Source organism: Rhizobium sp. KNZ14-9A, from assembly GCF_056755015.1.
This window is the reverse complement of the sequence record NZ_JBPGXB010000002.1, coordinates 2145275-2170586: the sequence shown is the minus strand read 5'-3', so window position 1 is coordinate 2170586 and position 25312 is coordinate 2145275. Positions and strand designations below refer to the sequence as shown.

At 58.1% G+C, this 25312-nt stretch carries 34 protein-coding genes and 1 tRNA gene; 24 read left to right on the top strand and 11 right to left on the bottom strand.

All coding sequences use genetic code 11. The features are described from left to right. Nucleotides 1-498 precede the first annotated feature (498 nt). Nucleotides 499-984: a DnaT-like ssDNA-binding protein gene (locus tag ACR9ZQ_RS17315; RefSeq protein ID WP_481428386.1), complete on the top strand. Its 486-nt coding sequence runs from the start codon at nt 499-501 to the stop codon at nt 982-984. After that, nucleotides 978-1724, top strand: coding sequence for a phage head morphogenesis protein (locus ACR9ZQ_RS17310; protein WP_481428385.1), 747 nt, complete (start codon nt 978-980; stop codon nt 1722-1724). The genes ACR9ZQ_RS17315 and ACR9ZQ_RS17310 overlap by 7 nt, the downstream gene beginning before the upstream one ends. Here the strand turns inward: ACR9ZQ_RS17310 and ACR9ZQ_RS17305 are convergent. Next, entirely contained in the window at nt 1715-1927 is a 213-nt protein-coding gene (locus tag ACR9ZQ_RS17305; RefSeq protein WP_481428384.1) for a hypothetical protein, read from the bottom strand. The genes ACR9ZQ_RS17310 and ACR9ZQ_RS17305 overlap by 10 nt on opposite strands. A 74-nt stretch (nt 1928-2001) precedes the next feature. On the opposite strand from ACR9ZQ_RS17305, the gene ACR9ZQ_RS17300 reads away from it, so the two are divergent. The 7 genes from ACR9ZQ_RS17300 to ACR9ZQ_RS17270 are packed head-to-tail and all read left to right on the top strand — an operon-like array spanning nt 2002 to nt 5648. Further along, a complete protein-coding gene (locus ACR9ZQ_RS17300) occupies nt 2002-2289 on the top strand; it encodes a hypothetical protein (RefSeq protein WP_481428383.1) in 288 nt (95 codons plus the stop codon). Then, the gene (locus tag ACR9ZQ_RS17295) at nt 2289-2759 is read left to right on the top strand and encodes a hypothetical protein (RefSeq protein ID WP_481428382.1); all 471 of its coding nucleotides are present in this window, start codon (nt 2289-2291) and stop codon (nt 2757-2759) included. The genes ACR9ZQ_RS17300 and ACR9ZQ_RS17295 overlap by 1 nt, the downstream gene beginning before the upstream one ends. Beyond that, nucleotides 2756-3088, top strand: coding sequence for a hypothetical protein (locus tag ACR9ZQ_RS17290; RefSeq protein WP_481428381.1), 333 nt, complete (start codon nt 2756-2758; stop codon nt 3086-3088). Before ACR9ZQ_RS17295 ends, ACR9ZQ_RS17290 begins: the two co-directional genes overlap by 4 nt. Further along, entirely contained in the window at nt 3085-3588 is a 504-nt protein-coding gene (locus ACR9ZQ_RS17285) for a phage neck terminator protein (RefSeq protein ID WP_481428380.1), read from the top strand. The genes ACR9ZQ_RS17290 and ACR9ZQ_RS17285 overlap by 4 nt, the downstream gene beginning before the upstream one ends. 38 nt (nt 3589-3626) lie before the next feature. Next, nucleotides 3627-4769 carry a DUF3383 family protein gene (locus ACR9ZQ_RS17280; RefSeq protein WP_481428379.1) on the top strand — a complete coding sequence of 381 codons (1143 nt, stop codon included), beginning with the start codon at nt 3627-3629 and terminating at the stop codon, nt 4767-4769. 11 nt (nt 4770-4780) lie between these two features. Beyond that, nucleotides 4781-5218: a phage structural protein gene (locus ACR9ZQ_RS17275; RefSeq protein ID WP_481428378.1), complete on the top strand. Its 438-nt coding sequence runs from the start codon at nt 4781-4783 to the stop codon at nt 5216-5218. Next, entirely contained in the window at nt 5211-5648 is a 438-nt protein-coding gene (locus tag ACR9ZQ_RS17270; protein ID WP_481428377.1) for a phage tail assembly chaperone, read from the top strand. The genes ACR9ZQ_RS17275 and ACR9ZQ_RS17270 overlap by 8 nt, the downstream gene beginning before the upstream one ends. A gap of 174 nt (nt 5649-5822) precedes the next feature. Here the strand turns inward: ACR9ZQ_RS17270 and ACR9ZQ_RS17265 are convergent, their stop codons facing one another. Then, entirely contained in the window at nt 5823-6146 is a 324-nt protein-coding gene (locus ACR9ZQ_RS17265) for a hypothetical protein (RefSeq protein WP_481428376.1), read from the bottom strand. Between the two features lie 57 nt (nt 6147-6203). Between ACR9ZQ_RS17265 and ACR9ZQ_RS17260 the strand changes: the two genes are divergently transcribed. Genes ACR9ZQ_RS17260 through ACR9ZQ_RS17225 form a run of 8 tightly spaced genes read left to right on the top strand, consistent with a single transcriptional unit; the run spans nt 6204 to nt 12259 of the window. Beyond that, nucleotides 6204-7847, top strand: coding sequence for a tape measure protein (locus ACR9ZQ_RS17260; protein ID WP_481428375.1), 1644 nt, complete (start codon nt 6204-6206; stop codon nt 7845-7847). Then, nucleotides 7847-8425 (top strand): phage baseplate protein, encoded by a 579-nt coding sequence (locus ACR9ZQ_RS17255; RefSeq protein ID WP_481428374.1) that lies wholly within the window; start codon nt 7847-7849, stop codon nt 8423-8425. Before ACR9ZQ_RS17260 ends, ACR9ZQ_RS17255 begins: the two co-directional genes overlap by 1 nt. Next, nucleotides 8422-8742 (top strand): phage baseplate plug family protein, encoded by a 321-nt coding sequence (locus tag ACR9ZQ_RS17250; protein ID WP_481428373.1) that lies wholly within the window; start codon nt 8422-8424, stop codon nt 8740-8742. Before ACR9ZQ_RS17255 ends, ACR9ZQ_RS17250 begins: the two co-directional genes overlap by 4 nt. Further along, the gene (locus tag ACR9ZQ_RS17245) at nt 8742-9626 is read left to right on the top strand and encodes a phage protein (protein WP_481428372.1); all 885 of its coding nucleotides are present in this window, start codon (nt 8742-8744) and stop codon (nt 9624-9626) included. Before ACR9ZQ_RS17250 ends, ACR9ZQ_RS17245 begins: the two co-directional genes overlap by 1 nt. Further along, nucleotides 9626-10288 carry a Gp138 family membrane-puncturing spike protein gene (locus ACR9ZQ_RS17240; RefSeq protein WP_481428371.1) on the top strand — a complete coding sequence of 221 codons (663 nt, stop codon included), beginning with the start codon at nt 9626-9628 and terminating at the stop codon, nt 10286-10288. Before ACR9ZQ_RS17245 ends, ACR9ZQ_RS17240 begins: the two co-directional genes overlap by 1 nt. Continuing rightward, nucleotides 10285-10650 carry a contractile injection system sheath initiator gene (locus ACR9ZQ_RS17235; RefSeq protein WP_481428370.1) on the top strand — a complete coding sequence of 122 codons (366 nt, stop codon included), beginning with the start codon at nt 10285-10287 and terminating at the stop codon, nt 10648-10650. Before ACR9ZQ_RS17240 ends, ACR9ZQ_RS17235 begins: the two co-directional genes overlap by 4 nt. After that, nucleotides 10650-11549, top strand: a complete 900-nt coding sequence (locus tag ACR9ZQ_RS17230; protein WP_481428369.1) for a hypothetical protein — start codon at nt 10650-10652, stop codon at nt 11547-11549. Before ACR9ZQ_RS17235 ends, ACR9ZQ_RS17230 begins: the two co-directional genes overlap by 1 nt. Nucleotides 11550-11551: 2 nt before the next feature. After that, nucleotides 11552-12259 (top strand): baseplate wedge 1 family protein, encoded by a 708-nt coding sequence (locus ACR9ZQ_RS17225; protein ID WP_481428368.1) that lies wholly within the window; start codon nt 11552-11554, stop codon nt 12257-12259. A gap of 1188 nt (nt 12260-13447) precedes the next feature. Here the strand turns inward: ACR9ZQ_RS17225 and ACR9ZQ_RS17220 are convergent. Then, entirely contained in the window at nt 13448-14845 is a 1398-nt protein-coding gene (locus tag ACR9ZQ_RS17220; RefSeq protein WP_481428367.1) for an acyltransferase family protein, read from the bottom strand. Here ACR9ZQ_RS17220 and ACR9ZQ_RS17215 point away from each other — a divergent pair. The 3 genes from ACR9ZQ_RS17215 (at nt 14808) to ACR9ZQ_RS17205 (ending at nt 17216) form a co-directional block, all read left to right on the top strand. Then, nucleotides 14808-15971, top strand: coding sequence for an SGNH/GDSL hydrolase family protein (locus ACR9ZQ_RS17215; RefSeq protein WP_481428366.1), 1164 nt, complete (start codon nt 14808-14810; stop codon nt 15969-15971). The two genes, ACR9ZQ_RS17220 and ACR9ZQ_RS17215, sit on opposite strands and share 38 nt — an antisense overlap. A gap of 130 nt (nt 15972-16101) precedes the next feature. Beyond that, nucleotides 16102-16974, top strand: a complete 873-nt coding sequence (locus tag ACR9ZQ_RS17210) for a glycoside hydrolase family 108 protein (RefSeq protein ID WP_481428365.1) — start codon at nt 16102-16104, stop codon at nt 16972-16974. After that, entirely contained in the window at nt 16971-17216 is a 246-nt protein-coding gene (locus ACR9ZQ_RS17205) for a hypothetical protein (protein ID WP_481428364.1), read from the top strand. Before ACR9ZQ_RS17210 ends, ACR9ZQ_RS17205 begins: the two co-directional genes overlap by 4 nt. A gap of 53 nt (nt 17217-17269) precedes the next feature. Here ACR9ZQ_RS17205 and ACR9ZQ_RS17200 read toward each other — a convergent pair whose 3' ends face one another. Then, nucleotides 17270-17623: a DUF982 domain-containing protein gene (locus tag ACR9ZQ_RS17200; protein ID WP_113324032.1), complete on the bottom strand. Its 354-nt coding sequence runs from the start codon at nt 17621-17623 to the stop codon at nt 17270-17272. A 182-nt stretch (nt 17624-17805) separates the two neighbouring features. Between ACR9ZQ_RS17200 and ACR9ZQ_RS17195 the strand changes: the two genes are divergently transcribed. After that, nucleotides 17806-18429: a hypothetical protein gene (locus ACR9ZQ_RS17195; protein ID WP_477821000.1), complete on the top strand. Its 624-nt coding sequence runs from the start codon at nt 17806-17808 to the stop codon at nt 18427-18429. 153 nt (nt 18430-18582) lie between these two features. Here the strand turns inward: ACR9ZQ_RS17195 and ACR9ZQ_RS17190 are convergent, their stop codons facing one another. From ACR9ZQ_RS17190 to ACR9ZQ_RS17165, 6 genes are all read right to left on the bottom strand, one after another. Beyond that, nucleotides 18583-18861, bottom strand: coding sequence for a hypothetical protein (locus ACR9ZQ_RS17190; protein WP_025669283.1), 279 nt, complete (start codon nt 18859-18861; stop codon nt 18583-18585). Nucleotides 18862-20143: 1282 nt separating this feature from the next. Beyond that, nucleotides 20144-20410, bottom strand: coding sequence for a hypothetical protein (locus ACR9ZQ_RS17185; protein ID WP_481428363.1), 267 nt, complete (start codon nt 20408-20410; stop codon nt 20144-20146). A gap of 150 nt (nt 20411-20560) precedes the next feature. After that, complete coding sequence (locus ACR9ZQ_RS17180; RefSeq protein ID WP_481428362.1) at nt 20561-20707, bottom strand: hypothetical protein; 147 nt, start codon at nt 20705-20707, stop codon at nt 20561-20563. Nucleotides 20708-20753: 46 nt separating this feature from the next. After that, a complete protein-coding gene (locus ACR9ZQ_RS17175) occupies nt 20754-20921 on the bottom strand; it encodes a hypothetical protein (RefSeq protein WP_481428361.1) in 168 nt (55 codons plus the stop codon). A gap of 388 nt (nt 20922-21309) precedes the next feature. Continuing rightward, nucleotides 21310-21846, bottom strand: a complete 537-nt coding sequence (locus ACR9ZQ_RS17170) for an ImmA/IrrE family metallo-endopeptidase (RefSeq protein WP_481428360.1) — start codon at nt 21844-21846, stop codon at nt 21310-21312. After that, nucleotides 21839-22201 (bottom strand): helix-turn-helix domain-containing protein, encoded by a 363-nt coding sequence (locus tag ACR9ZQ_RS17165; protein WP_481428359.1) that lies wholly within the window; start codon nt 22199-22201, stop codon nt 21839-21841. Before ACR9ZQ_RS17165 ends, ACR9ZQ_RS17170 begins: the two co-directional genes overlap by 8 nt. Before the next feature lie 375 nt (nt 22202-22576). Here ACR9ZQ_RS17165 and ACR9ZQ_RS17160 point away from each other — a divergent pair. Continuing rightward, nucleotides 22577-22650 (top strand) — tRNA-Cys (locus ACR9ZQ_RS17160). 70 nt (nt 22651-22720) lie between these two features. Here the strand turns inward: ACR9ZQ_RS17160 and ACR9ZQ_RS17155 are convergent. Continuing rightward, nucleotides 22721-23011, bottom strand: a complete 291-nt coding sequence (locus ACR9ZQ_RS17155; RefSeq protein WP_113324027.1) for a hypothetical protein — start codon at nt 23009-23011, stop codon at nt 22721-22723. Between the two features lie 472 nt (nt 23012-23483). On the opposite strand from ACR9ZQ_RS17155, the gene ACR9ZQ_RS17150 reads away from it, so the two are divergent. Both ACR9ZQ_RS17150 and ACR9ZQ_RS17145 read left to right on the top strand, forming a co-directional pair. Continuing rightward, on the top strand, nt 23484-24149 hold the full coding sequence (locus ACR9ZQ_RS17150) for a protein-L-isoaspartate O-methyltransferase family protein (RefSeq protein ID WP_310383119.1): 666 nt from the start codon (nt 23484-23486) through the stop codon (nt 24147-24149). A 231-nt stretch (nt 24150-24380) separates the two neighbouring features. Beyond that, a complete protein-coding gene (locus ACR9ZQ_RS17145) occupies nt 24381-25277 on the top strand; it encodes a PopZ family protein (RefSeq protein WP_481428358.1) in 897 nt (298 codons plus the stop codon). Nucleotides 25278-25312: the final 35 nt, after the last annotated feature.

Below are 25312 nucleotides of genomic sequence, written 5' to 3'. Positions count from 1 at the left end.
CTCACAAGTGAGGGGAGAGTCAAGTCCGTCAAAGATCTGGTTTCTCGGCTCGGTCGGATCTCTTAGCGGCGAATTGAAAAGGGTGCCTCCCGGTCAGGGAGAGACACCCTTTTCGTGCTGAGTTCGCGTCATCAGCGGGACAGAAATTAGCGGACGCACCAGGGTGTGCAATCGGACCAAAGTCCGATGCGAGCTTTTGAGAGCAAACATTTCGGGGCGCTTGGCAGCCCGCTACCCAAAAGAGAGCCCGCCGAAGCGGGCTAGTTTTTTGGGGGGAGTTCACAGGGATTGGATAGCACGACGCCTGATGGGCAGGTGGAAATCTCGCCGCACAATCCTTGCACTCAACTTCGAGGCACGGCTTAAGTTCCCACGCCGCACACTCCATGCGGCTTTTCTTTGGAGACATGCAATGGCACTGACTGCAGCACAGGTCGCGGCGCTCGTCGCTGCTGGGGTTATCACGCCTCCTGTACAGAACTGAACGGATAATCGAATATGGCTGGATATGGTGACGACGCAGGCTTCACAGCCTGGCTGGCAGACAACGGCTACGAGCTCCCTGTCGGAGCGCCGCCGGCAGCGGTTTTGCGCCAGCGCGGCGCTGATCTGATCGACGCTACCTACGGAACGCGGTTTTCGGGGCTCCCAACTGGCGGCTATACCCAAGAAAGGGCGTGGCCACGGACAGGCGCCACAGCCTACGGTTCGCCACTCCCCGACGATATTGTCCCGAACGCGGTCATTCAGGCATCGTATTATGCCGCTTTCGGGGCTCTGGGAGCTACGGGCTCAGTCGTCATATCGCAGCCCAAGCCGGTCAAGCGACGGAAGGTTGGCGATGTCGAAACCGAGTTCGAAGACGGCGGGTCGTCTGCTGCGTTTGTATCGGCGATGGATATCCCTGCAACCCTGCTCGACGGTCTGCTGGCGCCGTTCCTTATCGTCCCCGAAACAATCTTCATTCGGTCCATCGGATGCTGAAATACGATATCGCCGCTCTGGTCGACAAAAAGAGCGGCAAGGTGATCCTGCCGCCGATCGCCGACCGAAAGAGCGCCAAGGCTGAATACCTGAAGATCCTTCGATCAATGCTACGGGAAATCGGGCAGCAGGGCAGGACCGCCAAAACAGCGTTTGAGTTTGAGCTTCTCTCACAACTGGCCGCGCGATTGGCACTGACGTCAGATGGTCTCGTTCAGAACATCCTGAAGATCGAGGCAAAAAAACACACAGAGACGTTCAAGGCCGTGGCTAAGAGGTCTCTCGGTGTCGACCTGGCCCAGGTCGTTGTCGATGAAGATCTGACCGACTACCTGAAAGCCGCAGGGATGCGAAACGCTGGCCTTATCAAAGGGCTGGGCATGGACGCTGTGAAGAGGGTTCAGGAGACTGTTTCGACGGCCTTGATATCGGGGAGCACCGTCAGGGACGTCCAAGCCAAGCTTACCGAGCAGCTTCGCATCTCCGATCGGCGCGCCCAGCTGATCGCAACCGACCAGATGGCGAAACTGACGTCAGACCTGAACAGGATACGTCATGAGCAGGCTGGCATAACGGAATATTCGTGGATGACGAGCCACGACGAGCGCGTCAGGCCGAGGCATCGAGCGCTCGACGGAAAGGTTTACTCCTACGGTCAGCCGACGGGTGCGGAAGACGGGTTGCCACCAGGGCAGCCGGTCAGATGCAGGTGCATCGCGAGGGCTATCGTTCAGTTCTGAATGCAGGGAAGAGGCTCTGCGTCGTCCTCGATGGCGACGATGGCGGTCATCAAGTCCCGAATGGGTTCCATCCGGTCGGCGAGACCGGCGTCAAGCCTTTTTAAGTGCAATTCGACCTTCTCGACGCGCAGCGCGAGGTCAAGCATCAGTTGTCGCAGTTCTCGGAATTGCTCGTCGGTCATGTCGGAGAGGTAAAGGCCCATGTCTTGTCGCTGTCAAGAGCGCCGGCAGGCGCTCAAGCGCGCCGTGACTTCACGAAGCGTCGAAAAAGCGGCGAATGAAATGGCGTTCGTCATCAAATCCGCAGCGGTTGATATCCGCCGCGGCGCAGGCGGTCTACTTGTCAGGAAAGGAAAGCCCGATGGCAAAAGTCAAATCAAATCATAACGTTTCACTCCCGTTCCCTATCGTAGGAGTGACACTGAACCCAGGTGCGACGATCGAAATTCCCAATTGGGACGTCGTCAAAAATAGCGACACTGTCGCAGCGTGGCTCGGGGCCAAGGTTATCGAATTGGTGGACGAAAAGGCCTCCTCGAAAAAGACAACGTCTGGCAAGGACTGATGTTCACCATCGGTTTCAAGCGCGCACAGCGTGTCAGTTTGCCAAAGCTCGCCGCAAATATCACCGGTCCAACTCAGGTGAAGGTCGGGTTTCCGAAGGGCGAAGCCGACCAAGGCAACATCGATAAGGCGATCTGGAACGAGTTCGGCACGAAGGGTGGCGCTTCCGGCGGTGGCTGGGGTGGCCCGGTGCCCGAGCGCCCCTTCATGCGAAATGCCATGCGTGGCAATCGCGGCAAGTATCGTGACGCGCTCAAGGCTTCCGCTGCAAAGCTGCTCACGGGGAAGACCACCTTGCGCCAGGTCATGGCAAAGCTCGGGATCGTCGCTCAAGGCGATATCCAGGCGGAAATCACTTCACTCCAGTCGCCGCCGAACAGCCCGGTCACGATTGCCCTCAAGGGGTCATCCAAGCCGCTGATCGATAACGGCGAGATGCGTGGCGCTGTCACTTGGAAGGTCGATGAATGATCGATGTCGCGATTGCAATCGACGGAGAGGCGGTCAACGTCACCCTGACTACCAAGGCCGCCGGCTCTTACGATCCCGATGGCAACTGGGTGCCGGGCGTTTCGACCTCCTCGACCATCCGTGCCGCCATCCAGCCAACTCGTGGCAATCAGCTGATGGATATGCCGGAAGGCATCCGGACCGAAGCAGGATGGATGCTCTGGACCCGATCGGCGATCGCCGTCGACGACGAGATCACCTCCGGTGGCGTCGGTTACCGCGTCCTCTTCACCTGGCCGCGCATGGAAGGCGGTTTCTACCGCGCTGCATTGGGCAGGCTGACGAAATGACGAACGACGAAATCCACAGTGCAGTCGTCCGCTGGATAAAGACCATTACGGGCGTCACGACGATCAAGTCGCATCAAGGTGGGGACGATCCGGCGCTTCCTTACGTGATGGTCAATTTCACCGCGGATGCCGAGGTTCGCCACCACGAGCAGACCGTCGAATATACCGACACAGGCATCCCGAACGGCCAGGGCAAAACCAAAATCAGCGCTGCGCCGGTGATCGAGGTCGAATGGCGATTTTCGGTGCATTCCTATGGTCCAGCGCCCACCGGCATCCTCCGTCCGATCGTATCGGCGGCCAAGCTCGCGCAGGTCATGGAGCCCTTACTTCCCGGCCTTGTGATCCAGGAGGTCTCGCAGATCCGGAACGTGCCCGACTGGATCAACAACAGGTGGGAGCCTCGAGCTCAGATGGATCTCATCGTTCGCGGGCTAACCCGCGACGGCTTCATCGTCGACACGATCGATAAGACCAGCTTCGACATCGCACGCATGTAACCCGCCCATTGTGGGCTTCTTCATGAAAGGACGGCAGGATGGCAATCCTTCCTTATAACAGGGTCGTCAACGTGACCCTGTCGCGTAACGACGCCTTTCCGAGCCGTCGAGGTTTCGGGACGGAACTTATTCTCACGACCGTAGCCGTAGCGGGCAAGGTCGACGCAACCCACCGGACGAAGCTCTATGCATCGATCGAGGAAGTCGCGGCCGACTTCGCCACCACGGCTGATGCCTATAAGGCTGCGCTGTCGGCATTCTCGCAGAACCCGCGCCCGACGCAGATCAAGATCGGCTTTGTAGCAAGCGACGGAACGCCGACCGCAGCCGAGCTCCAGACTGAGCTGAACACGCTCTACGATTCTGACCAGGATTGGTATTTCATCACCGTCGACACGACGCTGCGCGATCAGGCCTACACCGACGGCCTGCTCCAGTGGACGGAAGCGAAGAACAAGCTGGCGATCATCGACAGCAACGCTGCAGCCACTCAAAACCCGGCTGACACGACCTCGATCGCCGCCCGCAACAAAGGCGACTTCGAGCGTACCGGGATTTTCTACCATACCAATGCCGCTCTATTCCCTGCCGCCGCTTTGGCCGCCTGGATGTCGACCCGCAATTTCGACGACGCGAACAGCGCCTACACGGCCAAGTTCAAGAACCTGAAGGGCATCAGTGCCGTCAATCTCGGCTCTGCTGCAATCACGGCGATCACGGGCTTTACCCCTGGTGTCGGCCAGTCGGAATCGGTCGGCCATATGGCCAACACCTATATCGACATCGGCAGCCGCAACTTCGTGGTTGAAGGGTCGACTCTGACGGCCAACGTCTTCCTCGACGAAATCCATACGACAGACTGGATCATCGCTCGCACGGAAGAGGAGGCACTCGGCATCCTCCTGAACAACGCCCGCGTGCCTTTTGAAGATACCGGGATGCAGACACTGGCGTCGGCTGCGCGAACCGTTATGCAGCAGGCTACGCGCGCTGGCCTCATCGCTAAGGATCTCGATCCAACGACAGGTGACTATGCCCCGGCGGTCACAATCACTGTCCCTTCAGTGTTCGAGGTACCAGAAAGCCAGCGCAAGGCCCGCATCGCTCCGGCGATCTCGGTCCGTTTCCGCTACGCGGGCGCCGTGCACTACACCACCATCAACTACACCATGACGTTCTGAGGAGCTGACACATGGGAACTTCAACCGCGTATAGCTTTGTGAACGTCTCTGCCACGCTCGACGGGCAGAAGGTGCAAGGACTTTGGGATGGTGACGACGCGATCGTGGTCACTCAGGGCGCCGATGCAGGCTCCGGTCTCGTCGGTGCCGACGGATCGAGCATCTTCTCGATCTCTGCCGATAACTCGGCACAGATCAGCGTGAAGTTGCAGCATACCAGCCCGACCCATCGGCTGCTTCACCAGAAGCTGAAGCGTCAAAAAGCTCTGGGCTCGACGGCTGCAGCGTTCCCCTTCTCGTTTATCGACAGCGGAACGAACGAAGGCGGTTCTTCGGATCGTGTCTTCATCATGACGCCGCCTGCGGACTCCAAGGGCAAAAACGCCGTCGTCCGTGAGTGGGTGCTCTGGACTGGCGATTGGAACGCGGAGATCCCGAACAATGGCTGAGAAGAAGATCAACGGCGTCGAGTATAAGGTCGATCAGCTGCTCGCCACCAAAGCTCTCATCCTGCAGGCCCGTCTCATGCGAGCGGCGGGCCCGCTTGCCTCCAAGCTGCCGGCCATCCTTGCCTCTCGCAGGGAAGGAGCATCGGTCGAGGAGCGCGCAGTGGCGGATACCGAGGCGTTGCTGGCGATCACTGGCATCTTCGAGGCCATCGCTCCGGAAGAGTTCGCCGCTCTGGTCAAGGACATCGTCGAGATCGCCAGAATAAAGCGCCCATCGGGGGCTTACGATCCGGTCGACATGGATGGCGACTTCGTCGGCCGGTTGGGTGATCTTATCCCAGTCGCGGTGTTCGTTCTGAAGGAGCAGTTTGGAGATTTTTTCTCCGGCGCCCTGGCGAATGGAACCCGCGCGATGACGGCAAGGGCCTAAGCGAGCGCGAGATCGGCAGGGTAGCGCCCAATCTCAACATGTGGCTTTGGCGGCCTATACTGTCGGAGCCGCCAATCTACTCAATGAGAGATCTGCAAATGTGGGTGACCCTGACGGACGTCATGGACGCTCATGAGGCTCTCGATCTGAAGGCGGCGATGGCAGAGGCGGCGGTTAAGGAGTGATCCCGTATTTCTGGGCGAGCTTCGCCTGCAGTGCGCATTGGGCCTTCTTCTCGGTCTCGCTCATGGTCTTGAACACTTGGCCCTGAACAGATCGGACGTTGTTGAAGTGCATGCGAGAAGCGTCGTCGAGGTTTGCCACGGTCGTCTCCATGAACGCCGCGGTCTTTGCGTCGTCGAGCTTATAGCCGCAAAGATCAGCAGCGCCGATGATTTGCCCGACCTCATTCGCGGTCATGAAATCCCTGGTGTTGAGCGTCTGCGCCAATGCAGCACCTGCCGCCATCGTCAAGACCATTGTCAATGCCACGCGCATCCAAAACCTCTCCGTTGAGGCTTGGAATGTGGCCCTGTTTCAATCGGATTTCAATCTATGATCGTTGATGAACTTATCGCCATCCTCGGTTACGAAACCAGGGGTGAGGGCGAGCTGAAGAAGTTTCAGCAGTCGATCGATCAGACTGCGAAGCGGATCACGCTCTTTGCTGCGGCCGCAGCGACTGCGGCCGCCGGCGCATTGGCGGCTCTGGGCAAGTCGGTCATCACCACGTCCGCACAGTTCGAAAGCTATGCTGCGACCTTGGAAACGATCGAGGGCAGCGCCGAGAAGGCGCAGAAAGCCTTGGATTGGGTTTCAACCTTCGGTGCCAAGACGCCTTACGAGGTCGGGGAGGTCACCGAGGCTTTCGTCCGTCTGAAATCGTACGGTATCGACCCAACAACTGGGGCTCTTGAAGCTGTCGGCGATGCGTCGAGCGCAATGGGCAAAACCCTGATGCAGGGCGTCGAGGCTATCGCAGACGCAGCAACCGGTGAGTTCGAACGTCTGAAGGAGTTCGGGATCACGACGCAGGTTGCTGGCGACAAGGTGACGTTCAACTGGACGAAAAACAGCAAGACGCTGTCGAAGACGGTCAAAAAGAACAGCGCCGAAATTATCCAGTTCCTGAAGGACAACTTCGCAGACCGCTTCAACGGCGCGATGCTGAGGCAGTCCAAGACCTGGAACGGCATGGTGTCGAACCTCGGGGACGCATGGACCGGCTTTCTTCGGAAGGTCGGTGATGCCGGTTTCTTCGATGCGGTAAAGCGGCAGCTTGGGCGGCTTCTCGACTTCATGGGCGAGTTGAGCTCGAATGGCACTCTCGAAAAGTTCGCCAAGGCGCTCGGGTCCGCTCTGGAGACCGGTGTCAACGCGGCAGTGTTCCTCGTGGATCGCTTGCGCCGGCATTTCGAGTTCCTGTCGCAGTGGGTTTCGGTCAACCCGGACCTGTTCAAGGCTATAGCCGTCGGTCTCGGGCTGATCGCCGCGGTGAAGTTCCCGTTCCTCACTGGTCTCCTGGTCCTTGAGGACATCCTGTCGTGGATGGAGGGCGGCGATAGCATAATCGGCAAATTCGCGGATGCTCTGTCGAAGCTAACGGGGATCGACACCGATACCCTGAGCACCATCATCGCCACCCTTTCGGGAGGAGTGGCGCTTGCAGCAGCAGCGTCGTCGATCGGCCTTATGACTGCGGCCATAACCCCTTTGACAGCCTCGCTCCTAGCCTTCGCTGCTGCCTTCGCCGCGGCGAAGGCAGGTCTCGACTATCTCGGCTTTGTGAAAGCGAACCTCGACAAGAAGATCGAGGGCATCACGGCGGCCGACAATCCCAAATCCAAGCCAGGATATGTCGAGGGTATGGGCGGCATCTACATGAAGGGCGCTGCGGTCGTCGATCAGCCGCGCCCGCCGAATCTGGAAGATTCCATGACCAAGGACGCCTTGGACTGGAAGCTCATGATGCAGAACGCCGAAGGCAACGCGGCGAAGATGGGCGGCGGCGCTCCCGCTAACGCCGTCGTCAATGACAATAAGCAGGACAACCGGAACCAGTCGGTTCAGGTCAACGTAGGCGGAGTGCAGGTCAACGGTGTAGCCGGTGCCGGCGCTGCAGTCGGAGCCGCCGTCGGCAATGCTGTGGGGCAGGGCGCAGCCCGTGCCTCACGCTTCGAGAAGGATGATGCATTCTGATGTCTGTCATCGCCTTCTCAAGCGCCATTGGCCCGGTCGCCATCGACTGTGTCCTCTCCGAGCGCCATAGCTCCGAGCTCGACATCACCGAGATCCCGATCGAGACCGGCGCGAAGATCACTGACCATGCGATCATCGTGCCGAAGCGGATCACGCTTGATGTGGCGGACTATGGGGCGGCGGCAACATATGCAGCGCTGGTCGCCTTTCAGGAAAGCCGTGTTCCATTCTCCTTGGTGACCGGTCTGACGATCTACAACAGCATGCTGATCAAGCGGATTGATGCCGATCGCGATGCGGGCTCATCCCGTATCCTTCGCTGCCGATGCGACCTGCAAGAGGTGATCATCGTAAGCACTTCCTATGCAGCGTCACCCGATGGTGACAATACAGGGCAGCGCGGCAAGGCGGGCGGGACAAAAAGCACGAGAGCCGCGCCGCCGGCAGCCGAGCGCTCGGGCGATGCGGCGACCGCCGACCGATCAACCGGCACGGTGCAACGAGGCGATGCAGGCGTGACCACGGCTCCGGCAAACCAGTCGATCTTGAGCGGCATAACCGGGATAGGCGCGCAATGAACGTCTTCAACGTCGTCGACTATGCCGACCAGCAGTTCGGAACGATCATTAACGGCCGTCGCGTGACCATCCGTCTACGCTACAACACGACCATGGACCGGTGGAGCTTCGATCTCTCGATCGACAACCTTCCGGTTTTGACCGGTCGCCGCGTCGTGACAGGCGTGGACTTGCTGAAGCCCTTCAATCTCGGGCTAGGAGCGATCTTCGCGGTAGCTGTGACGCCTGGCGCGGTCCCTGACCGCGCGGCGCTGCCATCCGGGACTGTTCTCCTCATCCAGGCGTCTGACGCTGAAGTGGAGGCTGCGTCCGCCTGATGCGCCAGTACCTCAGAAAAGTGCGAGCCACCTTCAATGGCGGCCTCGTGATCAATCCAGGCGGCATCAACCCGCATGATATCCGCATCGAGTTCAACATCGACAAGGACACCTCGTCTTCTCCGAACTCGGCAGAGATCACGATCTTCAATCTCTCGGAAAGCCACCGCAACAGCGTCGGCAAGGAGTTCGATAACATCACGCTCGAGGCTGGTTACATCCCGCCCGAGGGAGAAGGGAACGTCGGAATCATATTCAAAGGAGCCGTGCGAGACGTCGAACATCGCCGGGAAGGTCCGAACATCATGACGATCATCTCGTGCGGTGATGGATCGAAGGCCCTCCGGCGGGCGACCATTTCCAAGAGCTATCCAAAAGGGACCCCGGTCAAGGACGTGGTCGACGACATCGCCAAGCAGTTGGAAAAGGAAGGCGTCAGCCGCGGCGAGTGGAAATTCCCCGACGACGTCGAGAACAAGAAGTTCAAGCGGCCCTATGCGGTCTGCGGATCCTGCTCGCGGGAACTCGACACGATCGGGCGCGGGAATGGGTTTTACTGGTCCACGCAGAACGAAACCCTGGAAATCGTGCCTGGCGACGGGTTCATCGGTGGCGTGGTGCTGATCACTCCGGAGACGGGAATGATCGGGACGCCCGCGATCACCGATAATGGGGTGAGGGTGGCTGCTCTCCTCAATCCTGAGATCCGGCCGAACCGCCGCGTCCAGTTGAAAAGCGAAACGCTCGAAATGAATGGCGATGACGGAATGTATCGGGTGACCGGCGTCAGCTACTCCGGCAACAACATGGATGGCGAGTTCAAAGTCGACATCACAGGTGAGGCGGTGAAGGGCGGCAAAGTCGATGAGGGGATTAAACGCTGATGGTCGGCTATCTTGGCAAACGCACCAACCAGCAGCGGGACATTACCGGCCAGCAGGCGCAGAGCGAGAGGGAGGCGATGTGGGGGCCGATACCGGGCGAGATCGTCTCATACGATCCGGACAGCCAAACCGCTACCGTGCAGCCGCTCTACAAGCCTGTCCACAATGGCGAGCCGGTCGATATGCCGCAACTGTTCGAAGTCCCTGTCGATCTGCCACGCACGGGCAGTGCGGCGATCACCTTTCCAATACCGGCAGGGACGAAGGTGAAGCTATCTCCGATGATGCGGAGCATGGATAACTACGATGCTGACGATGACGGGGCGCCTTTCGATGGCCGGTCGTTTCATCTGGCAGACATGCGGGCAACAATCTCGGGCGGGAACAGTGTTTCGGATCCGCTCCAGAACGTCGACCCCGAGAACACGCACATCCGTTTCGATCCAGCCGGCGACTTCGGCCTCAAGGGTTCTCCCGACGGCAAGTTCGAGCTGATGGGGAGTGAGGGAAGCATCTTCGATCTTCTCATCCAGCACGTCGAATTGGCATCGGAAGGATTCTCCCTGCTCAGTACCGAAGATCTCGACCACCGCGTTCGCTATGGCCAGATCGGCGATGAGCTGGCCGAAATCGCATCGAAACTGAGGGCCATGCAGATATGACCTTTGCCCGCGTTGGCCTGGCGATCGATCAGGCCACTAATGACCTGTACTTGGCCGGCGACGGCAATCTCGCTTTGGCGACCGATCCTTTAGCCGTCGGCCAGCACGTGCGCCAACGCCTTTCGACATTCCAAGGCGAATGGTTTCTGGACACCACGGCCGGCGTTCCATGGCTCAATCAGATCCTTGGCAAGGCGTACGACCCTGCGCTCGGCGAATCCGTCGTCAAGGCGGAGATCCTGAACACCGATGGCGTGACCGAAATCACATCGTTCTCTGTTTCCTTCGACAAGGCCACCCGAGGGTTGATCATCCGCTCGGTCGACGTCGGCACGATTTTTGATGAAGAGGTTTCCGTCTGATGACTGATTATGGCGTCGTCGTCTCTGGCTTTTCCCGCAAGCCGCTGTCGGTCATCCTGGGCGAGATCGAGCAGTCTAACATCGGCATATTCGGCCCAGGTCTTATTCAAACGTCACAGTCGCCCATGGGGCAGTTGAACGGGCTGCGCGCCGATCTCCTCGCCGCGGCGTGGGAAATGTTCGAGGACATCTATCAGAGCTACGATCCGGACCAGGCGGAGGCGACACGTCTCGACATCTTGGCTCGCTTGCGTCTCATCACCAGAGCGCCAGGGGAAAACGACACGTCGCTTCGTCAGGCGATTACGAATCTGGGTGTGCCAAACACACGGGATGCGGACTTCTACCGTGCCGTCATCAACATAGACGGTGTGACATGGGCAAAGATCTACAGCAACGACACGGGCGCCACCGATGCGAACGGGCTGGCGGCTCATAGCGTGTCCGTCGTCGCGCTGGGCGGCAGTGACGAGGATATCGCCCTGGTCGCTCGGCAATATGTCGTTCCGGGTATCTCGACATATGGAAACACGATGGTATCGACGGAAATCGAAGGTTTCTGCCGCTCCATGCAGATCATGAGACCAAGTCAGGTACAGATCTTTCTTAACGTCACGGTCTCGAAGACCAATGACAATGCCGGCTGCCCGCCGCCTTCGAACGCAGCCCTAGCGCAGACGCTTTTCGCCGGCCTGACAGGGCAAAATCGCCCTGCGAATGGTCAGGACATCACGTTGCACCTAATTCGCACGGTCATCTCCTGTGTCTATCCGAACGTCGAGGTGACCGCAGCGACTGGCAATCGCGTAGGATCTGCTGCTGCGCCGCTGCCGATCGCCATAGGCTTCGATGAGATGGCCACCATCACCTTGGCCAATATAGCAATCACGGCGGTCTGAACATGGAATGCCCAGATAAGGCTGCAATCGTCGAGGAGCGGATCGACCGCATCCTGACGCAATACCGCGAGAGCCCTAACCTTTTACGCATCATCCGCCACGATCTGGAAGATCTTGCAGACATCATCGTCGCTTCCTGCGAGATGCCGAGCGAGTTCGACATCCTGACGGCTGTCGGGGACCAACTGACGCTGATCGGCAAGCGGCTAGGCTGGCCGCGCTGCCACTGCATTTGCGTTCCTGTTCCCGTGTTCGGCTTCGACTGCGGTCCACCGAACCCAAACGTCTCCATTGTCGGACTTTGCGAAGACGGTGTCTGGGCAGGATGCCAGGAAGCGGGCGATGGCGACATCTGCCTTGATGATGACGAGACCTATCGCCGTTACCTGCTCGCGAGGCGATACCAGGCCCGTCAGCTCTGGGACATTGATAGCCTGCAGGCGGCGGCAGAGCATATCTGGGGTGACGATGTCACCGTCACCAGCATGGGAGGCGCTCGCGTTGCCATCCAGCCAGGTCGAGCGCTGACGCCCCTCGAAGAAATCCAGCTACCGGTGGCGTTTCGCGTTCTGCCGTTGGCGCCGGGCATCACTCCTTACATCTCCCGGGATGTCGGGAAAATCTTCGGTTTCGGGGCCGGATGGGGCGGTCTCTGCGAAGGCTCTATCTGGTTCTGCCCTCAGGAATTTGACCCTTACAACTGCGCTTAAAGCGAGGTTCATGACATGCCTTTTTACACTAACGGTGTTGTTCCCTGGAATAGCCTCGATGACAACACGCGCGCGCCGCTCGCATCGGAACTGGAAAGCGGGTACCCGTGCGGGCCGGCGGACCAGGAACTCTTCAATTGGACGGCTGGTTGGCCGATCGGCAACATCTGGAATGTGCTGCTGAGCGCTGGCATCACGCCGGATACCGACGCACTGCTTGATCTGGCTCGTGCCATCCAGTCTCAGAAGTTGAACTATGCTGTTGCCGGTGGTACGGCCAACGCGATTACGGCAACTCTCTCGCCGCTCCCATCTGCTCTTGTTGATGGCATGATCGTGCGCGTGAAAATATCCACTACAAACACCGGTGCCGCCACCTTTAACCCGAATGGTCTTGGGGCGGCGGCTATTCAGACCCGTGGCGGGAGTGCCCTGAAGAACGCGGACCTGTTAGCCGGTACTATCGTCGAGCTGGTTTACAACGGGGCCGCTTGGCGACTGCTATCGTTTGCAAACAGCGAAGTCCCAAGAGTGTCTACTGGGAAAACTCTCTATGTGCGCACCGACGGCAACGATGCGAACGATGGCTCGGCCAACAACGCTGGAAGCGCTTTCGCGACCATTGCCGCTGCGGTGCAATACGGACTGTCTACGTCTTTTCTAGTCGGGCAAACACTAACTATCCAACTAGGAAACACCGGTACTTATGCTGCGCCTGGCGGCCTAAATTGCGGCATGGCTACTGTCGTCGTTAGAGGTGATCCGGCAGCACAGGGGAGCTATGTCATATCCGGCGCTGGTCCTGCTGGCGGGGGATCTGGACTGGTTGCATCCATTGGAGGCGCGCTACAGCTGAACGGCGTTACTGTCCAAAATACCGGGACGAATAACAGCAACGTGGCCGCATCCGGCGGAGGAGCGACGCTCGCATTGCAGAACGTATCGCTTCAAAGCACCATTGCTGGCTCTGGGGCGTTGATCCTGGCAGGGGCAGGTGCATCGGTTAACATCCTGTCGGGGTGCATAATTCAGGGGAGCCAGCAATATGCTCTCTTTGCGCAGGCGAATGGTCTTATCACAATTAGTGCGAACATTACTGTTTCTAGCGGCCCCGCGTTCGCGGGCGCGTTCGCCGCTGCCTCCATGTGCTCGACCATCACGGCGATCAGCACGTTCACAATATCGGGGTCAGCTACAGGCGCTCGGTATATTGCGACCCTTAACGGTGTGATCAACAGTGCGGGTGGAGGAGCGACCTTCTTCCCCGGGTCGAGTGCAGGCACTGTCAACACCGGCGGCCAATACGCCTGATTGCCGCTCATCGAGCGACCGTCTCTCTGACGAATTCCCGTAAAGTCTTGCACCCAGGCGCATGCCAGGTGCCTCGATGAAGCGGTAAGTCGCCCATGATGCGACGAGGACCATAGAAAGTGAGACTGCGCCGGTTGCGATATAGCCGAGCGCGGTCCCCAGCTCACGATCGAGTAATCGCCACAATGGTGCCCCGGCAATCAAAATTGGACCGTGCAGCAAGTAGATACTGTAACTGCGTTCGCCCCAATAGACGACGAAGCGGTTAGAGAAAACCTTGCTAGGGCGAAGGGCCTGCCAGACGACAAGAGCTCCAAAAGCGATCACGCAAGAAATGTAATCACGCTCCCTGTCCGTATATGACGGCAGGATCTCCAGGCGCTGGGTCATGATTGACCACGTGCAGATGATCAGAACGGGCGTGAGGACGATCGCGAACGTCGCAGAAGACGGAAGAGGTCGCTCTCGATCGATGAACCAAAGGAAAATGAAGAACGCGCAGACACCGGCCGCGAAAAACTGAATTTGCCCCGGGAATGTCATCAGTATGAAGAGGGCAGGAATAGCGGGGTGAACCGGCGATGTAAGCGTCGCGTAGCCTATCAGGATTGCGATCAGCAGGAATCCTGTGGCTGACCGTAGGCCTAAAACTGTTCCTATAATCATCGGCATGATGGCGTAGAAGATCATCTCGACGCCGATCGTCCACCCGGCCCACGTGAAGCTTCCGATTTGGTCGGGAAGGAAGTTAAAAACGAAGAACGTGCTTAGGACTGTCTCAGAAAGCGTGGGGCCTGACAGTCCGTAAAGCACCTCGGCTGCAGCCACGACGTAGAACAAGGGTGCGATGCGGAAGAATCGCTTGAGCGCGAATACCCGTATCCAGTCTGTCCGGCTAATGTATTTGGTTGTCGAATACATCAGTGAAAAGGCACTGATGACGAAGAACAATCGGACACCAGAGCCGAGATAGATATCGAAGCCAACCGGAGGCTGGCTCCCGGCAACGTCTCTCAGATGGAACATCAAGACCATCGCGGCCGCCAGAAACCGCAAGCCATGGATTCCCGCAAGCTTGTTGCTTTCCATAGTTATGCGGCTGGTCTTCGACGCCTGATCAAGCACTGGATGAGCCCCTTCTCTCCTTAAGTCCGCAAGCTTTAGCACCACGGCGAATACCGGGGCAACACGGCGCTCCACTATTGCGAGTGGTACCCCCGAAAAATGAGGGAACTTAATGAGCACTTTGAAGATTGACGTTTCGATCGATGGCATGAGCCCGACGGTCCTCAGACAGCAACTCAGCCAGCTTGTTCCGTGCAGGAGCATCTTCGGCCGCAAAATTGGCGAAGCGTCGTCCGGTGGTCCATCGGCTCGGATGCTCATGGTTGGTCACTCGCACGTTGCTGGCCAGGGCTCTGGATCATACGGAGGGACTGCTAACGCTGCTCTTCACGGGGTATCCGAAAAGTTGGTTGAAAGCTTCGCCCGCTACGGCCTGAAGGCAACCCGCACGGGATGGATGGGCGACTACAACGTCGGCATCGACGGAGTGAACATAAACGCCTTCGACAGCCGTGTAACGTTTGGAACAGGTTGGATCTCCCACGTTTCGAACACGATTCTAGGGGGCAAGCATGTATGGCAAGATGGCTCCACGCCGGGAAAAGGTTACCTTGCTTACCAGCCCGGGTTTGCCTTCGAAGAAGCCCGCTTCTGGTACCCCAACGCTCCCGGCTTGTCTGGAGATGTGGCGATCTATTTGGACGATGTCTTCTTCAGATCAATCAACCAGTCAGCACCCAATGGCATAGCAAGCGCACAGATCTCGGCGGGAGGCCCTAAGACATCCCTGAAAATTCAAGAACATTCTGGCGTTGCGGTGGCGTTTTGCAATGGCGTCGAGTTCTTGCCTGCAGAGAAGCCGGACATAGCGATCTCTGTTGCGGGGGGACGTGGACAGACGACATCAATTTTCTCCGATAAGAGCTGTGCATGGTCCCCCTTGTTCGGTCTTACAGCCTTCGCCGCCGATCTCGTCGTGATCTATGCGATGACCAATGATCTGGTCACGTCAGTGGCAGTCTCAACGTTCACGGCCAACCTTGCATTGCTTGCTGCAGCGGCGACCGCGAAGGGCAACTGTATCCTCGTGATTGATCCACCTGGGAACGACCCGAGATTCCTCGATGGAACATACGAAATATACGCCGAGGCCGTTGCTAGTATCGCCGCCAAATATGGATGCGGTCTTGCAGACGGTCGCAGCATCTTCTCACGACTATACGAGACGGCAAATGCCAACGGACTGATGAACGATGCACTTCACCCTAACGAAATAGGTCATGCTTACATGGCAGACCTAATTGCCGTGGAAGCTCTGAAGCTTATCAACGGCTAGGAGTCTACAAAGCACTCCCACTCGGGGTGATGCGGTCCGTTATCATGATGAGCACGGACACTAGGTTCTTACCTTTCTCGGTGTCAATGCACCCATAGCTTGAAATCAACTACAATCGGAGACATCACCAATGCCAGTCTATGACACGGCAAATGAATTTTCGCGCTCACTCGCCAAGGTGCTGGTGCACGAAGGTGGCTATAGCAACCACCTGGCCGATCCAGGTGGCGCCACAATGAAGGGCGTGACACAGCGTGTCTTCACCGAATGGCTGACTGCGGACGGAAAGCCTTCGCGTGACGTCCGGACGATCACGGATGCGGAAGTCGCGGCGATCTACCGCAAGCGTTACTGGGATATCGCCAAGCTCGACAAGCTGGCACCCGGCGTCTCCTATGTCGTCTTCGACGGCAATGTGAACTCTGGCGTTTCCCAGTCCATCAAGTGGCTTCAGCGCGCTCTTCAGGGCATGGGCCTCTACCAGGGCGCAATCGACGGCATCATCGGGCAGGGGACGATCCTGGCGGCGGCCGGCGTCAACGACAACGATATGTTGGTCGCACGCATCATCGAGCGCCGTGAAGCGTTCCTTCGAGCTCTGAAGACCTTCAAGACCTTCGGCAAGGGCTGGCTAAGCCGTATCCGTGACGTGAAGGCCGTTGGTCAGGCGTGGGCAACAGGCTCTGTCGGTCCAGAGATCAGCTACAAGCCTGGCGGCGAGGCAAAGGCCTTCCTGTCCAGCGCCAAACCCGCGCCCGCTCTGGCGGTGGCCGACGCATCGACCGGCGGCGGTATCGGTTCTGGCACCCTTGCTGCGACACTCCAGCAGGTGCAGGACCAACTTTCCCCGCTCAGCTATTCCAGTGAGCTTATTGGCAAGGTGGTCGCCGGCCTGATCGTTGCCGGCGCGGTGCTCACCATCGGCGGTCTTGCCTATCGCTGGTACGCCAAGCGCAAGAAGGACCGGCTCAAAGATGCCCTCGATATCCCGGTGGCGTCATGACCATCGGAACCCTCCTCAAGCTCGCCCTCGGTGCACTGGCTGCGTCGGGGATCGCGTTCCTTGTCGGTTATGGCTTTGGCTATTCAGGCGGACGTTCCGACGTCTATGCGGATCTCCAAGCCAACCGTGTCAAAATCCTCAAAGATGGGAAGAATATCGATGCGAAAGCACTTGCTGCTGATGATCCCGGCCTTTGCGCTATGCTTGGCGGGTGCGAGCTGCCAGACGGCGAAAGTCGCTGAGCCTTGCGACGTCCTGGTCGCGATCAACCCAAAGCCATCGACGAACAGCTACCTCATCGCGAATGACCGGCAGACAGCCGTGTCGATCGCTCAGCATCGCGGGCGGTTCCAAGCCTACCATTGCGACGGGACTTAGGCAGGTCGTCATCCGGCAGCACACGAAACTGTGCGAGGTGTGCGGCCTCGACGAAAGCCCTGCGGGCCCTGGTGCCCCCGCTTTGCGTGGTGATCGCGCTCATGCAGGACGATAGGGCCTTGCCCCATACAATGTCGTTCGGTCGTTTCGGCCAACCGTCGCTCATGAGCATGCCCATAAGATCTTCGACCGTGGAGGCGGGGCGGTCATCTCGCTCGTCTTCAAAGTGCACGAGCACCGGCTTAATCGGAACTCCAGTCGCGGCGTACATCGCGAAACCTCACGCGTTACTGATTCGCGACTCAACAGATGCGCAGGTGATTCGTTCCGTCAATAACCCTTCCGGGCGACCTCGCGTCATCAGAAACTTACAAAAGTAATCCAAGGCGCTTTGGCGCCAAATAGCATCGCAGGCATTGAAAAGGGCAGGGCAGAACAAGGATGGCGGATGACATGAGCAACAACAATGATGCCCACCGGACCTACACCGATGCCATCACGGCGCAGCTTGGCGAGCGGGTAACTAATCTCGGGCGCCGGCAGACGGATCTTGAGACCGAGGTGCGCAGCGGCTTCAAGAACATCGACACCGCTGTCACCTCTCTCGCGAACGAAACCCGCGCCTCGATCGCCGCCCTTTCAACCAATCTTGCCGAGCGAAACAAGCCTCAGTGGCAGGCGTTGGGCGTGGCGCTAACGTTCGCCGCCATGCTCGGCGGTTTGGCATATCTCCCGATCCGCGAAGCGACCGGCGACCTGAAGCAGTCTGTCAGCATCCTGGCTGACAAGATGGTGACGCAGAGCGAGCTCGAGTGGAGGACCACCCGATCGGCAGAGGATCGCGCAAGGACTGACGCCAATGTGAAGGAGCTGCGTGACGCTCAGGTCCCGCGTGAAGAACTCGACAGGGTATTCGGAAGTTACGATCAACGTTTCATTGATCAGCAGCGCCAGATAGATGAGGTCAAGACGGCTCAGGGTTCAGTCTATGGCGCAAGGGACATCTTGCTCGACCTGAGAGAACGGATTGACCGGATGGAGCGCCAGCGGCTTTCCGCGGCCCAGAGTGGAGGCTAACTCAGAAGCGCTGTCAGACCAGCGATGGTGCCGGCCCCGCATCTTCTGGCTGGCGGCCAGGGAGCGCGCCCGACAGGAAACTGGGGCCGGCAGGAAATATGACGAAACCCATGTTACTCGGGCAAGTCAGCAATAGGACGTAGCCACTTAGCATCAGTTCCGACTGTTGGCGAAACGGCGGGAGGGCGGAGCGGGCGTCTGCGCCTCATCGGATTGGGCGAGGTCCGCGCTGCCGCGAAGTTGCGCGATCCCCAGCTGAACGACCTTGATCATGTCGGTCATCCGCTGGCCGTGCGCGTCCTGGTACTGTTCCAACGTGGGGGTATCAAGAGCCACATCAATCAGCGCAGAGATGCGATTTTCCCTAACCACTTTGGCGCCTGCAGCCCAAACCCGTTCGAACAATATTCGATCTGATTCAATAATCGGCATGATGTTCCGCTAGTCGATTGACCATAACGCAGAAGAGCTAGAGACAGACTTCCCGGTTTTCAAGTGGGGCAAAATCATGATTTCGTCACAACTTTTCCCGTTGCTGTTACGATGCATCATGTATAGCTAAATAAGAGACAGTAAATATTTGATAGGCTACCCGGTAGCGGCTATATACTTACCGGATTCCCGGTCGGCGCAATTTGTTCAGTCATTCCAAGATGCAGGTTGGTGGACCGCGCAAACGAACCCCAGGGCTTAGAAGGGATCATCAGAGGGACAGGTTCGCCGCGCGATCCGCCTACCTAACCGAGCCCACGGCGAAAAGTTCCTACTTATTTTCAGCGCGTTTTTTCAATTTTTCATAGTGCTTCTCGACAGCCCGCGACGCCTTACGACGTGTTTCAGCCCAACCTTGCGGTGGCTTCCTAAAAGCCCCCCAAGGCGAGGGACCCACGTCCCACCGCCAGAGGCCAGTTCTGTTCGGAGTGGTTTGGTCCAGCTGGATGCGGCCGATCACTTCGTCACCGTCAAGGCCAATGAAATCTTGGCGAGTTTCGCCGCGCCATGTCTCGCGCCACTTAAACTTGGGTGTGTACCTAACCAGCATGGTGAAGCCAAGTGTAATTAAACAAAACACAACCAAGACTAGCGCCAGTCGGGGATGCCTTCAATTGGGAACGTAGTAATTTAGTTAACGGGCGAGTCTGCGCGGGATGCGCTTCGGTCGCGCTCGACGCCCCGCACGCAGTCTCTGCTCTGCGGTTTGAGTTATCTCATGACGTCTTAGCACGCCGATCCCCATGCGGCGGCCAGCCCCGGTAATTTAGCGGCTGATGCTCCCGGCAGTACCAGAGGGTGATCGTCTGACTCTCCTCGAAGCCGTAGCATCCCCATTTCGGGCATCTCGATCCGTCGGACCCTTCGTGGTCGCAATAGTGCTCGACAATCACATTGGCGCCTGGCGCGCTGCTGTGCCCTTCATTGCTCATCACGACTTCCCCGCATTCCGTTATATCGCATTAGCCGGTGGTAGTATTCTTCCACCATCCGCACGGCCTCTCGGCCTTCGGCTTCGTAGCCCTGATGCGGCAATAGACGTCTCCTCGTCAGAGGGCCATGAGCAGACCACATCCAACGGTCCTTCAGGAGGCCGTGCAACTGTTTTGTGATCCGACCGAGTGGTACGTCTCCATCCCACCCCATCCAGTCGTCATCGCTCGGCGGATCGTTCTCGTCGATCTGCGTCCGGCGCCATTTGTAGAGGGGGTGGTAGCGACCTTCAATGAAGGTTCCGGCGGCCATTGAGCCTATCGCTCTGGACCCTGAGCGAAGCGCTCATCACGACCATCCCAAGAGCTTCGCTGAATTCATCGGTGCTAGGGCCGCCTGCGGACCATCGCTGGATCGGCTCGCCAGTTACAGACATCAGAAGCTCGCTTCCTGACGGAATGCGGTAGGCCGCAATCTCCCAGCGGTTTTCGTGATCGACAAAGCGCCAGCGTACGACCTGCTTGTTCGGCAGGCGGATCTCGTCAAAACGTCTCATATGTTTCTTTGGGATGATGTTGCGAAAACGATTGAGGGCCGCGCAGCACTCGTTGGTGTCGAAACAAGGAGGACACCGCGCGGCCCACTTACCTTGCAAGGTGTTCTTATTATGTTCTCATTGTTTCGAGAGTCAAGCGGAGTCTGATTCCTAGAACAAACCCTTCCGCTTCAGGATCTTTAGGGCCGCATCGACCTCGGCATTGGCTTCCATCGTCAGCACACGATGATCGGCAAGTTCGATGAGCGAGACCAGGACCTCCTCTGACCGCCAGCCCGCTTTGCAGGGCTCGTTCAACTGAAACCTTCCAGAGAAACGACCAGCGTCACTCTGGAAGTATCATTCAAGCTGCGCCCGCGGCGGAAATAACGGCCCTGCCGGCAAAGGTAATCAGGGCGGCGAAGAGGAACCATCCCCACCCATCACGTTGCTTAAAGCACAAGGTGCCTGCGATGATTGCAAATGTGACGCTCACGAGATTGAGCGCAAGGATTTGAAGAACGGTCGCCATTGTGAGCGTCCTTTTATAGTAGCGATACGGGAACGGATAGGCGGCGCGCGCCGCCTATCCGGGAGCCATTTAAGCCGTGACCAAGATCGGCCACGCCTTGAGACCAAAGCTACGTGCCCAGAGGACCTTGCCGGTCTTCGGGCATGTGCGCCACGGCCGGAAGATGTACTTCGAGCCGGGGGGAGGCGGAGGAAGGAGCTTACTGCCCATTCTGCCATGTCCCTAAGGGGCGCTGTTAACCTTGACACAAGCTTTGGAGGCTACTATTTGGAATTGCGACACTCCGTAGCTCAGCTTGTGTTTAGGCTTCCGTTCGGCTAGCCCCTTTGCAAGCCCGAGACGGAAATTTTTTAAAGAAGGGGATTTGGCTGCTACCAGATCTCCTTTTTTATTGACCTCTCACCCTCAGCAGGAATTGCACTCGTAGGTGAGCTGCCTCGTCAGAAACTCCATGGTTCGCTGCGATTTGGATCCTACTCATTCCGGGAGGAATCAAACTACGCGGCATCAAAAACTCAGCTGCGAACTGATTGGCTTGTGGTTCGCTTTTTCGATAGGGCGGCACGCCGTCGCCCTTCTCGCTTCGAGCTAATGGTATGCTCGTGTGGAGGAAGAAGTGGCCGAGTTCGTGCGCGATTGTAAATCTTGCTCGGCCGTCGCCTGCGACGGCTTTCTCATACACGTCCTCTCTGATCTGGATGAACCTGCCATTTGGATCTGCCAGTCCCTCGTTATCACGCATCTCTTCAGTTGATCCAACTTCGAAGCGCACGAGTTCGAGCTGTTGGTCCATGACCTTTTCCAGTACGTCAACCACTGGAACGTATGCGAACTGAGCAATGCCGAGTGCGCCTCGCACATTTTCCGCGACAGAATGGATGTCATCCCATGACCGCGCCGGAACAATGAAGTTCTGACTACTCATCCTTTTTGGCTCCTCTTACCAATATCTGATGGATCTCCTCCAAATCCGTCGTTGAGAGATTATTCATCCGTCTCGCCATCAAGGCCGCGGTGTCCCGACCTAGTGCGTTATGCGGTTGCAGTACAAAAGCGTTCCTTGATCGATCGGCCGCCATTCGTATCCGCTGCGCAGCCTCACCAGCCAGGCCATAGATGCGGATTACCAACTGCTCCATGTCGGCAGGCGGAGACTTTTTGCCGGTCTCGACCGCCGAGATAAAGGCAGGCGATTTATTCAACCGCTCAGCCATCTCGATCATCTTTTCATCGTTGTCGATTCGAAGCTTGCGCAGTTCCTTTCCGAGTTCCGTTAACATTTGTCTTCTCCGTTGCGGCCACCCCCGAGGTAACAAAATATATAAGGGCATTTCGAGTTTGAATCAACAGAACCGTGAAACAATTTTACCTGTTAGGTGAAATAATTTGTGGAGCGCCGGTGCTTTGCGATCATTCGACGATCGGGAAAACTTCTCCGAGACTTTTCGGGGGGCTGGCGCTTCGAGTTGGGGAGGGGACAGGTCATGGCCAGCATGACAAGGATGCCCAGACCAGTCGCCATCGAGGAACGTTCTGGAAACACTTATTCAGAATGAAAAAAGGACCGAATTCAGAATGAAGCCTCTTGCACTTCCGTTAGGATGATTCTAAATCCGCGCCACCACACGATATTTCGACATATCGGTCAGAGGTGAGGCCTCGTGGCGGAGTGGTGACGCAGAGGACTGCAAATCCTTGTACCCCGGTTCAATTCCGGGCGAGGCCTCCAAAATTTCCACCGACATAGAAATCTGATCCGCCTCATAAATGAGGCGCGGTATCGATCCGGCAGTCTCGCATCACCAGATGCCGGGAGCCTGGGCGAAATCGAATTGGGCTGGCTTGATGCCGGTGAGGAAATAAAGCGCCCGCAATCCGCCGCTGCGCAGGCTCGCCAGATAGTCGGCATCGTCCTCTGCCGTTGGGTTCTCTATCTGCACATCTGGGCCGAGCAGTCGTTGCAATGCCTGCGCCGAGATACGTGTGAAATTGCAGATGGCGCCGCTTTTGAACTTCACAAGCAGCAGCCGCGCTTCCGGATTGTAGTGAAGCGCTTCGATATCTGGCGATTGAATGGCGAATGTTTGCATGCGGCCAACCTAGCGAAAGTCGCGGTTGGCGCAACAATATGGTTGATATAGAGTTAATGGCGCAATCGACTGTGCCGGCTTGATCCGACTGGACGCCGAAATCTATTTCTCCGGCGCGCCGAGCAAGCGGCCAGGAAACTTTTACTGGGAGAGTACGATCTGTTCAGTTCGTCTCACGGTCCAAGAGCCCGCAGCAGAATATGCCGACGAGCGCTGCGCCGATAAAAAGGTCGAACAGCGTAAAATACTCCAGAATGGCAGACATGGGCAGCTCCTCCTCATTTCCTCCGGTTAGAACAGTATCATGAAATCGCAATTTGCTCCACGCAGAAGTTGCAGCCATCGTTTTTCGCCTGTTGCATGCGGGGAGGGGCTTGCGGGATTCTTCAAACGGGTCTCCGGCAAGCCTTGAAAGCATTCGTGCCGGAGATTAAGAGACGGAAGACAGAACCGCTTTCATCGGCGAGAGGATATGATGGATTTCGAAGCAGCACGCGTAAAGATGGTCGACAACCAGGTCCGCACCACGGACGTTACCTCGCATTCGGTGCTGATGGCCTTCCTCACCGTTCCGCGCGAGGCGTTCGTGCCGGAGAAGGCGAAGGTGCTGGCTTATATTGACAATGATATCGAAATTGCTCCGGCAACCGCTGGCAATCCGGGCCGTTTCCTCATGGAGGCGTCGCCGCTCGCCAAGCTGCTGCAACTCGCAGCCATCACCAAGGATGATGCCGTTCTCGAAGTCGGCGCCGGCACGGGGTACGCCTCCGCGCTGCTGTCGCTGATCGCGGGCTCCGTTGTGGCGCTCGAATCGGACGAGACCCTTGCGGCTGAAGCCAAAGCAAATCTCGCCGGCTATGCAAATGTGCAGGTGGCGACTGGCCCGCTTGAGAAGGGCAATGCCGCTGGCGCTCCTTACGATCTGATCTTCATCAACGGTTCGGTTGAAGAAGTTCCCGCGGCACTTCTCGGCCAGCTGCAGGATGGCGGCCGTCTCGTTGTCGTGCAGGGGTATGGCAATGCTGCGCGCGCGAAGGTCTTCGTCAGCGAGCGCGGTGCTGTTTCCGAGAACGTCTTCTTCAATGCTTCGGTCAAGCCGTTGCCCGGTTTCGCCAAGGCTCATGAATTCGTATTTTAAGGCGTTTCTACCGCCGATTTTTTTGAGCGGGCGCCATGGGCGCCCGTTTTCGTTTCGGCTGTCTTAAAAGCCTTCACAGACTTCGCTTACACTTGGGTAACAAAACTGTGCATGGCTGCATTTGTTTGATTCGCGCTGATTTTTTTCCCCTTTGGGGTATTCTAAGGTCATGGTGATTCGGGTGCATGCTCCACGCCATCCGGTCGTTGTTAAGGGATAACGGGGATAGATATGGCTCAGCCAGGTGTAGTGCGTGAACCGTCCATGGAAGAGATCCTGGCCTCCATTCGCCAGATCATCGAAAGCAATGAGCCAGGCGCCGGAAAGGCGATTTCCGCCTCGCTTCCTCCCGTTTACGGTGCGGAAGAGGACAACGACTCCGAAATCCATCTGACGGTTGACGATACCTATGCCGGCGTCGAGTTCCCGGAGCCGTCCGCGCTGCGTCCCGATCCGCGTTTCGTCGCTGCAAATTCTGCCGGTATTGCGCCTGAGCCGGAAATGCCGGCCCGCGCCATGTCACTTGCCGATGTCGCAGCCCGCGTCCGCGCCGCTTCCGAGCGCAGTGCCGTTCAGGCCGGCCAGGTTCTCCGTGACATGCCGCGTGATATGCCCCAGGTGTTCCGCGAACCGCAGCCGCAATTCGAGCCGCAGTCAGCTTATGACGCGCCGCACGAAGCGCCCACCCCCCGCCCGGTCGAGCCGGCTCCGGCTCCCCGCGTTGCCCCCGTCCCCCACTATGCGCCCGAGCCTGCGCCGGTCTTTGCCGAGCAGCGCCTGCCCGAGGTTCCGCAGCCCGCGCTCGTCGAGGAGGCACCCATGCTTCCCGTCGTCGAACAGCGCGTCGAGCCGGTGGCCTTCCAGCCTGCCGAAGTTACACCTTTGCGTGTAGCGGAAGACCTTCAGCCGTCACTTCTGTCCCAGAACACCGGCCTGCAGGTTGCCCGTTCCTTCGAAGAGCTCGCCGCTGCCATCGATGGCGCAGCCGAGCGCCGCTCGCTGGATGAGATTGCCGAAGACATGCTGCGGCCGATGCTGCGCGAATGGCTAGACGACAATCTGCCGACGCTCGTCGAACGCCTCGTGCGCGAAGAGATCGAACGTGTGGCGCGCGGCCCGCGCCGCTGATCGGAAACGCTTTTTCCAGACAAGAGCCGCTCCGG

Coding starts and splice junctions, on each gene's coding strand:
- ACR9ZQ_RS17315 (WP_481428386.1), top strand. CDS start 499: ATGGCTGGATATGGTGACGACGCAGGCTTCACAGCCTGGCTGGCAGAC.
- ACR9ZQ_RS17310 (WP_481428385.1), top strand. CDS start 978: ATGCTGAAATACGATATCGCCGCTCTGGTCGACAAAAAGAGCGGCAAG.
- ACR9ZQ_RS17305 (WP_481428384.1), bottom strand. CDS start 1,927: ATGGGCCTTTACCTCTCCGACATGACCGACGAGCAATTCCGAGAACTG.
- ACR9ZQ_RS17300 (WP_481428383.1), top strand. CDS start 2,002: ATGAAATGGCGTTCGTCATCAAATCCGCAGCGGTTGATATCCGCCGCG.
- ACR9ZQ_RS17295 (WP_481428382.1), top strand. CDS start 2,289: ATGTTCACCATCGGTTTCAAGCGCGCACAGCGTGTCAGTTTGCCAAAG.
- ACR9ZQ_RS17290 (WP_481428381.1), top strand. CDS start 2,756: ATGATCGATGTCGCGATTGCAATCGACGGAGAGGCGGTCAACGTCACC.
- ACR9ZQ_RS17285 (WP_481428380.1), top strand. CDS start 3,085: ATGACGAACGACGAAATCCACAGTGCAGTCGTCCGCTGGATAAAGACC.
- ACR9ZQ_RS17280 (WP_481428379.1), top strand. CDS start 3,627: ATGGCAATCCTTCCTTATAACAGGGTCGTCAACGTGACCCTGTCGCGT.
- ACR9ZQ_RS17275 (WP_481428378.1), top strand. CDS start 4,781: ATGGGAACTTCAACCGCGTATAGCTTTGTGAACGTCTCTGCCACGCTC.
- ACR9ZQ_RS17270 (WP_481428377.1), top strand. CDS start 5,211: ATGGCTGAGAAGAAGATCAACGGCGTCGAGTATAAGGTCGATCAGCTG.
- ACR9ZQ_RS17265 (WP_481428376.1), bottom strand. CDS start 6,146: ATGCGCGTGGCATTGACAATGGTCTTGACGATGGCGGCAGGTGCTGCA.
- ACR9ZQ_RS17260 (WP_481428375.1), top strand. CDS start 6,204: ATGATCGTTGATGAACTTATCGCCATCCTCGGTTACGAAACCAGGGGT.
- ACR9ZQ_RS17255 (WP_481428374.1), top strand. CDS start 7,847: ATGTCTGTCATCGCCTTCTCAAGCGCCATTGGCCCGGTCGCCATCGAC.
- ACR9ZQ_RS17250 (WP_481428373.1), top strand. CDS start 8,422: ATGAACGTCTTCAACGTCGTCGACTATGCCGACCAGCAGTTCGGAACG.
- ACR9ZQ_RS17245 (WP_481428372.1), top strand. CDS start 8,742: ATGCGCCAGTACCTCAGAAAAGTGCGAGCCACCTTCAATGGCGGCCTC.
- ACR9ZQ_RS17240 (WP_481428371.1), top strand. CDS start 9,626: ATGGTCGGCTATCTTGGCAAACGCACCAACCAGCAGCGGGACATTACC.
- ACR9ZQ_RS17235 (WP_481428370.1), top strand. CDS start 10,285: ATGACCTTTGCCCGCGTTGGCCTGGCGATCGATCAGGCCACTAATGAC.
- ACR9ZQ_RS17230 (WP_481428369.1), top strand. CDS start 10,650: ATGACTGATTATGGCGTCGTCGTCTCTGGCTTTTCCCGCAAGCCGCTG.
- ACR9ZQ_RS17225 (WP_481428368.1), top strand. CDS start 11,552: ATGGAATGCCCAGATAAGGCTGCAATCGTCGAGGAGCGGATCGACCGC.
- ACR9ZQ_RS17215 (WP_481428366.1), top strand. CDS start 14,808: ATGAGCACTTTGAAGATTGACGTTTCGATCGATGGCATGAGCCCGACG.
- ACR9ZQ_RS17220 (WP_481428367.1), bottom strand. CDS start 14,845: ATGCCATCGATCGAAACGTCAATCTTCAAAGTGCTCATTAAGTTCCCT.
- ACR9ZQ_RS17210 (WP_481428365.1), top strand. CDS start 16,102: ATGCCAGTCTATGACACGGCAAATGAATTTTCGCGCTCACTCGCCAAG.
- ACR9ZQ_RS17205 (WP_481428364.1), top strand. CDS start 16,971: ATGACCATCGGAACCCTCCTCAAGCTCGCCCTCGGTGCACTGGCTGCG.
- ACR9ZQ_RS17200 (WP_113324032.1), bottom strand. CDS start 17,623: ATGTACGCCGCGACTGGAGTTCCGATTAAGCCGGTGCTCGTGCACTTT.
- ACR9ZQ_RS17195 (WP_477821000.1), top strand. CDS start 17,806: ATGAGCAACAACAATGATGCCCACCGGACCTACACCGATGCCATCACG.
- ACR9ZQ_RS17190 (WP_025669283.1), bottom strand. CDS start 18,861: ATGCCGATTATTGAATCAGATCGAATATTGTTCGAACGGGTTTGGGCT.
- ACR9ZQ_RS17185 (WP_481428363.1), bottom strand. CDS start 20,410: ATGAGACGTTTTGACGAGATCCGCCTGCCGAACAAGCAGGTCGTACGC.
- ACR9ZQ_RS17175 (WP_481428361.1), bottom strand. CDS start 20,921: ATGGCGACCGTTCTTCAAATCCTTGCGCTCAATCTCGTGAGCGTCACA.
- ACR9ZQ_RS17170 (WP_481428360.1), bottom strand. CDS start 21,846: ATGAGTAGTCAGAACTTCATTGTTCCGGCGCGGTCATGGGATGACATC.
- ACR9ZQ_RS17165 (WP_481428359.1), bottom strand. CDS start 22,201: ATGTTAACGGAACTCGGAAAGGAACTGCGCAAGCTTCGAATCGACAAC.
- ACR9ZQ_RS17155 (WP_113324027.1), bottom strand. CDS start 23,011: ATGCAAACATTCGCCATTCAATCGCCAGATATCGAAGCGCTTCACTAC.
- ACR9ZQ_RS17150 (WP_310383119.1), top strand. CDS start 23,484: ATGATGGATTTCGAAGCAGCACGCGTAAAGATGGTCGACAACCAGGTC.
- ACR9ZQ_RS17145 (WP_481428358.1), top strand. CDS start 24,381: ATGGCTCAGCCAGGTGTAGTGCGTGAACCGTCCATGGAAGAGATCCTG.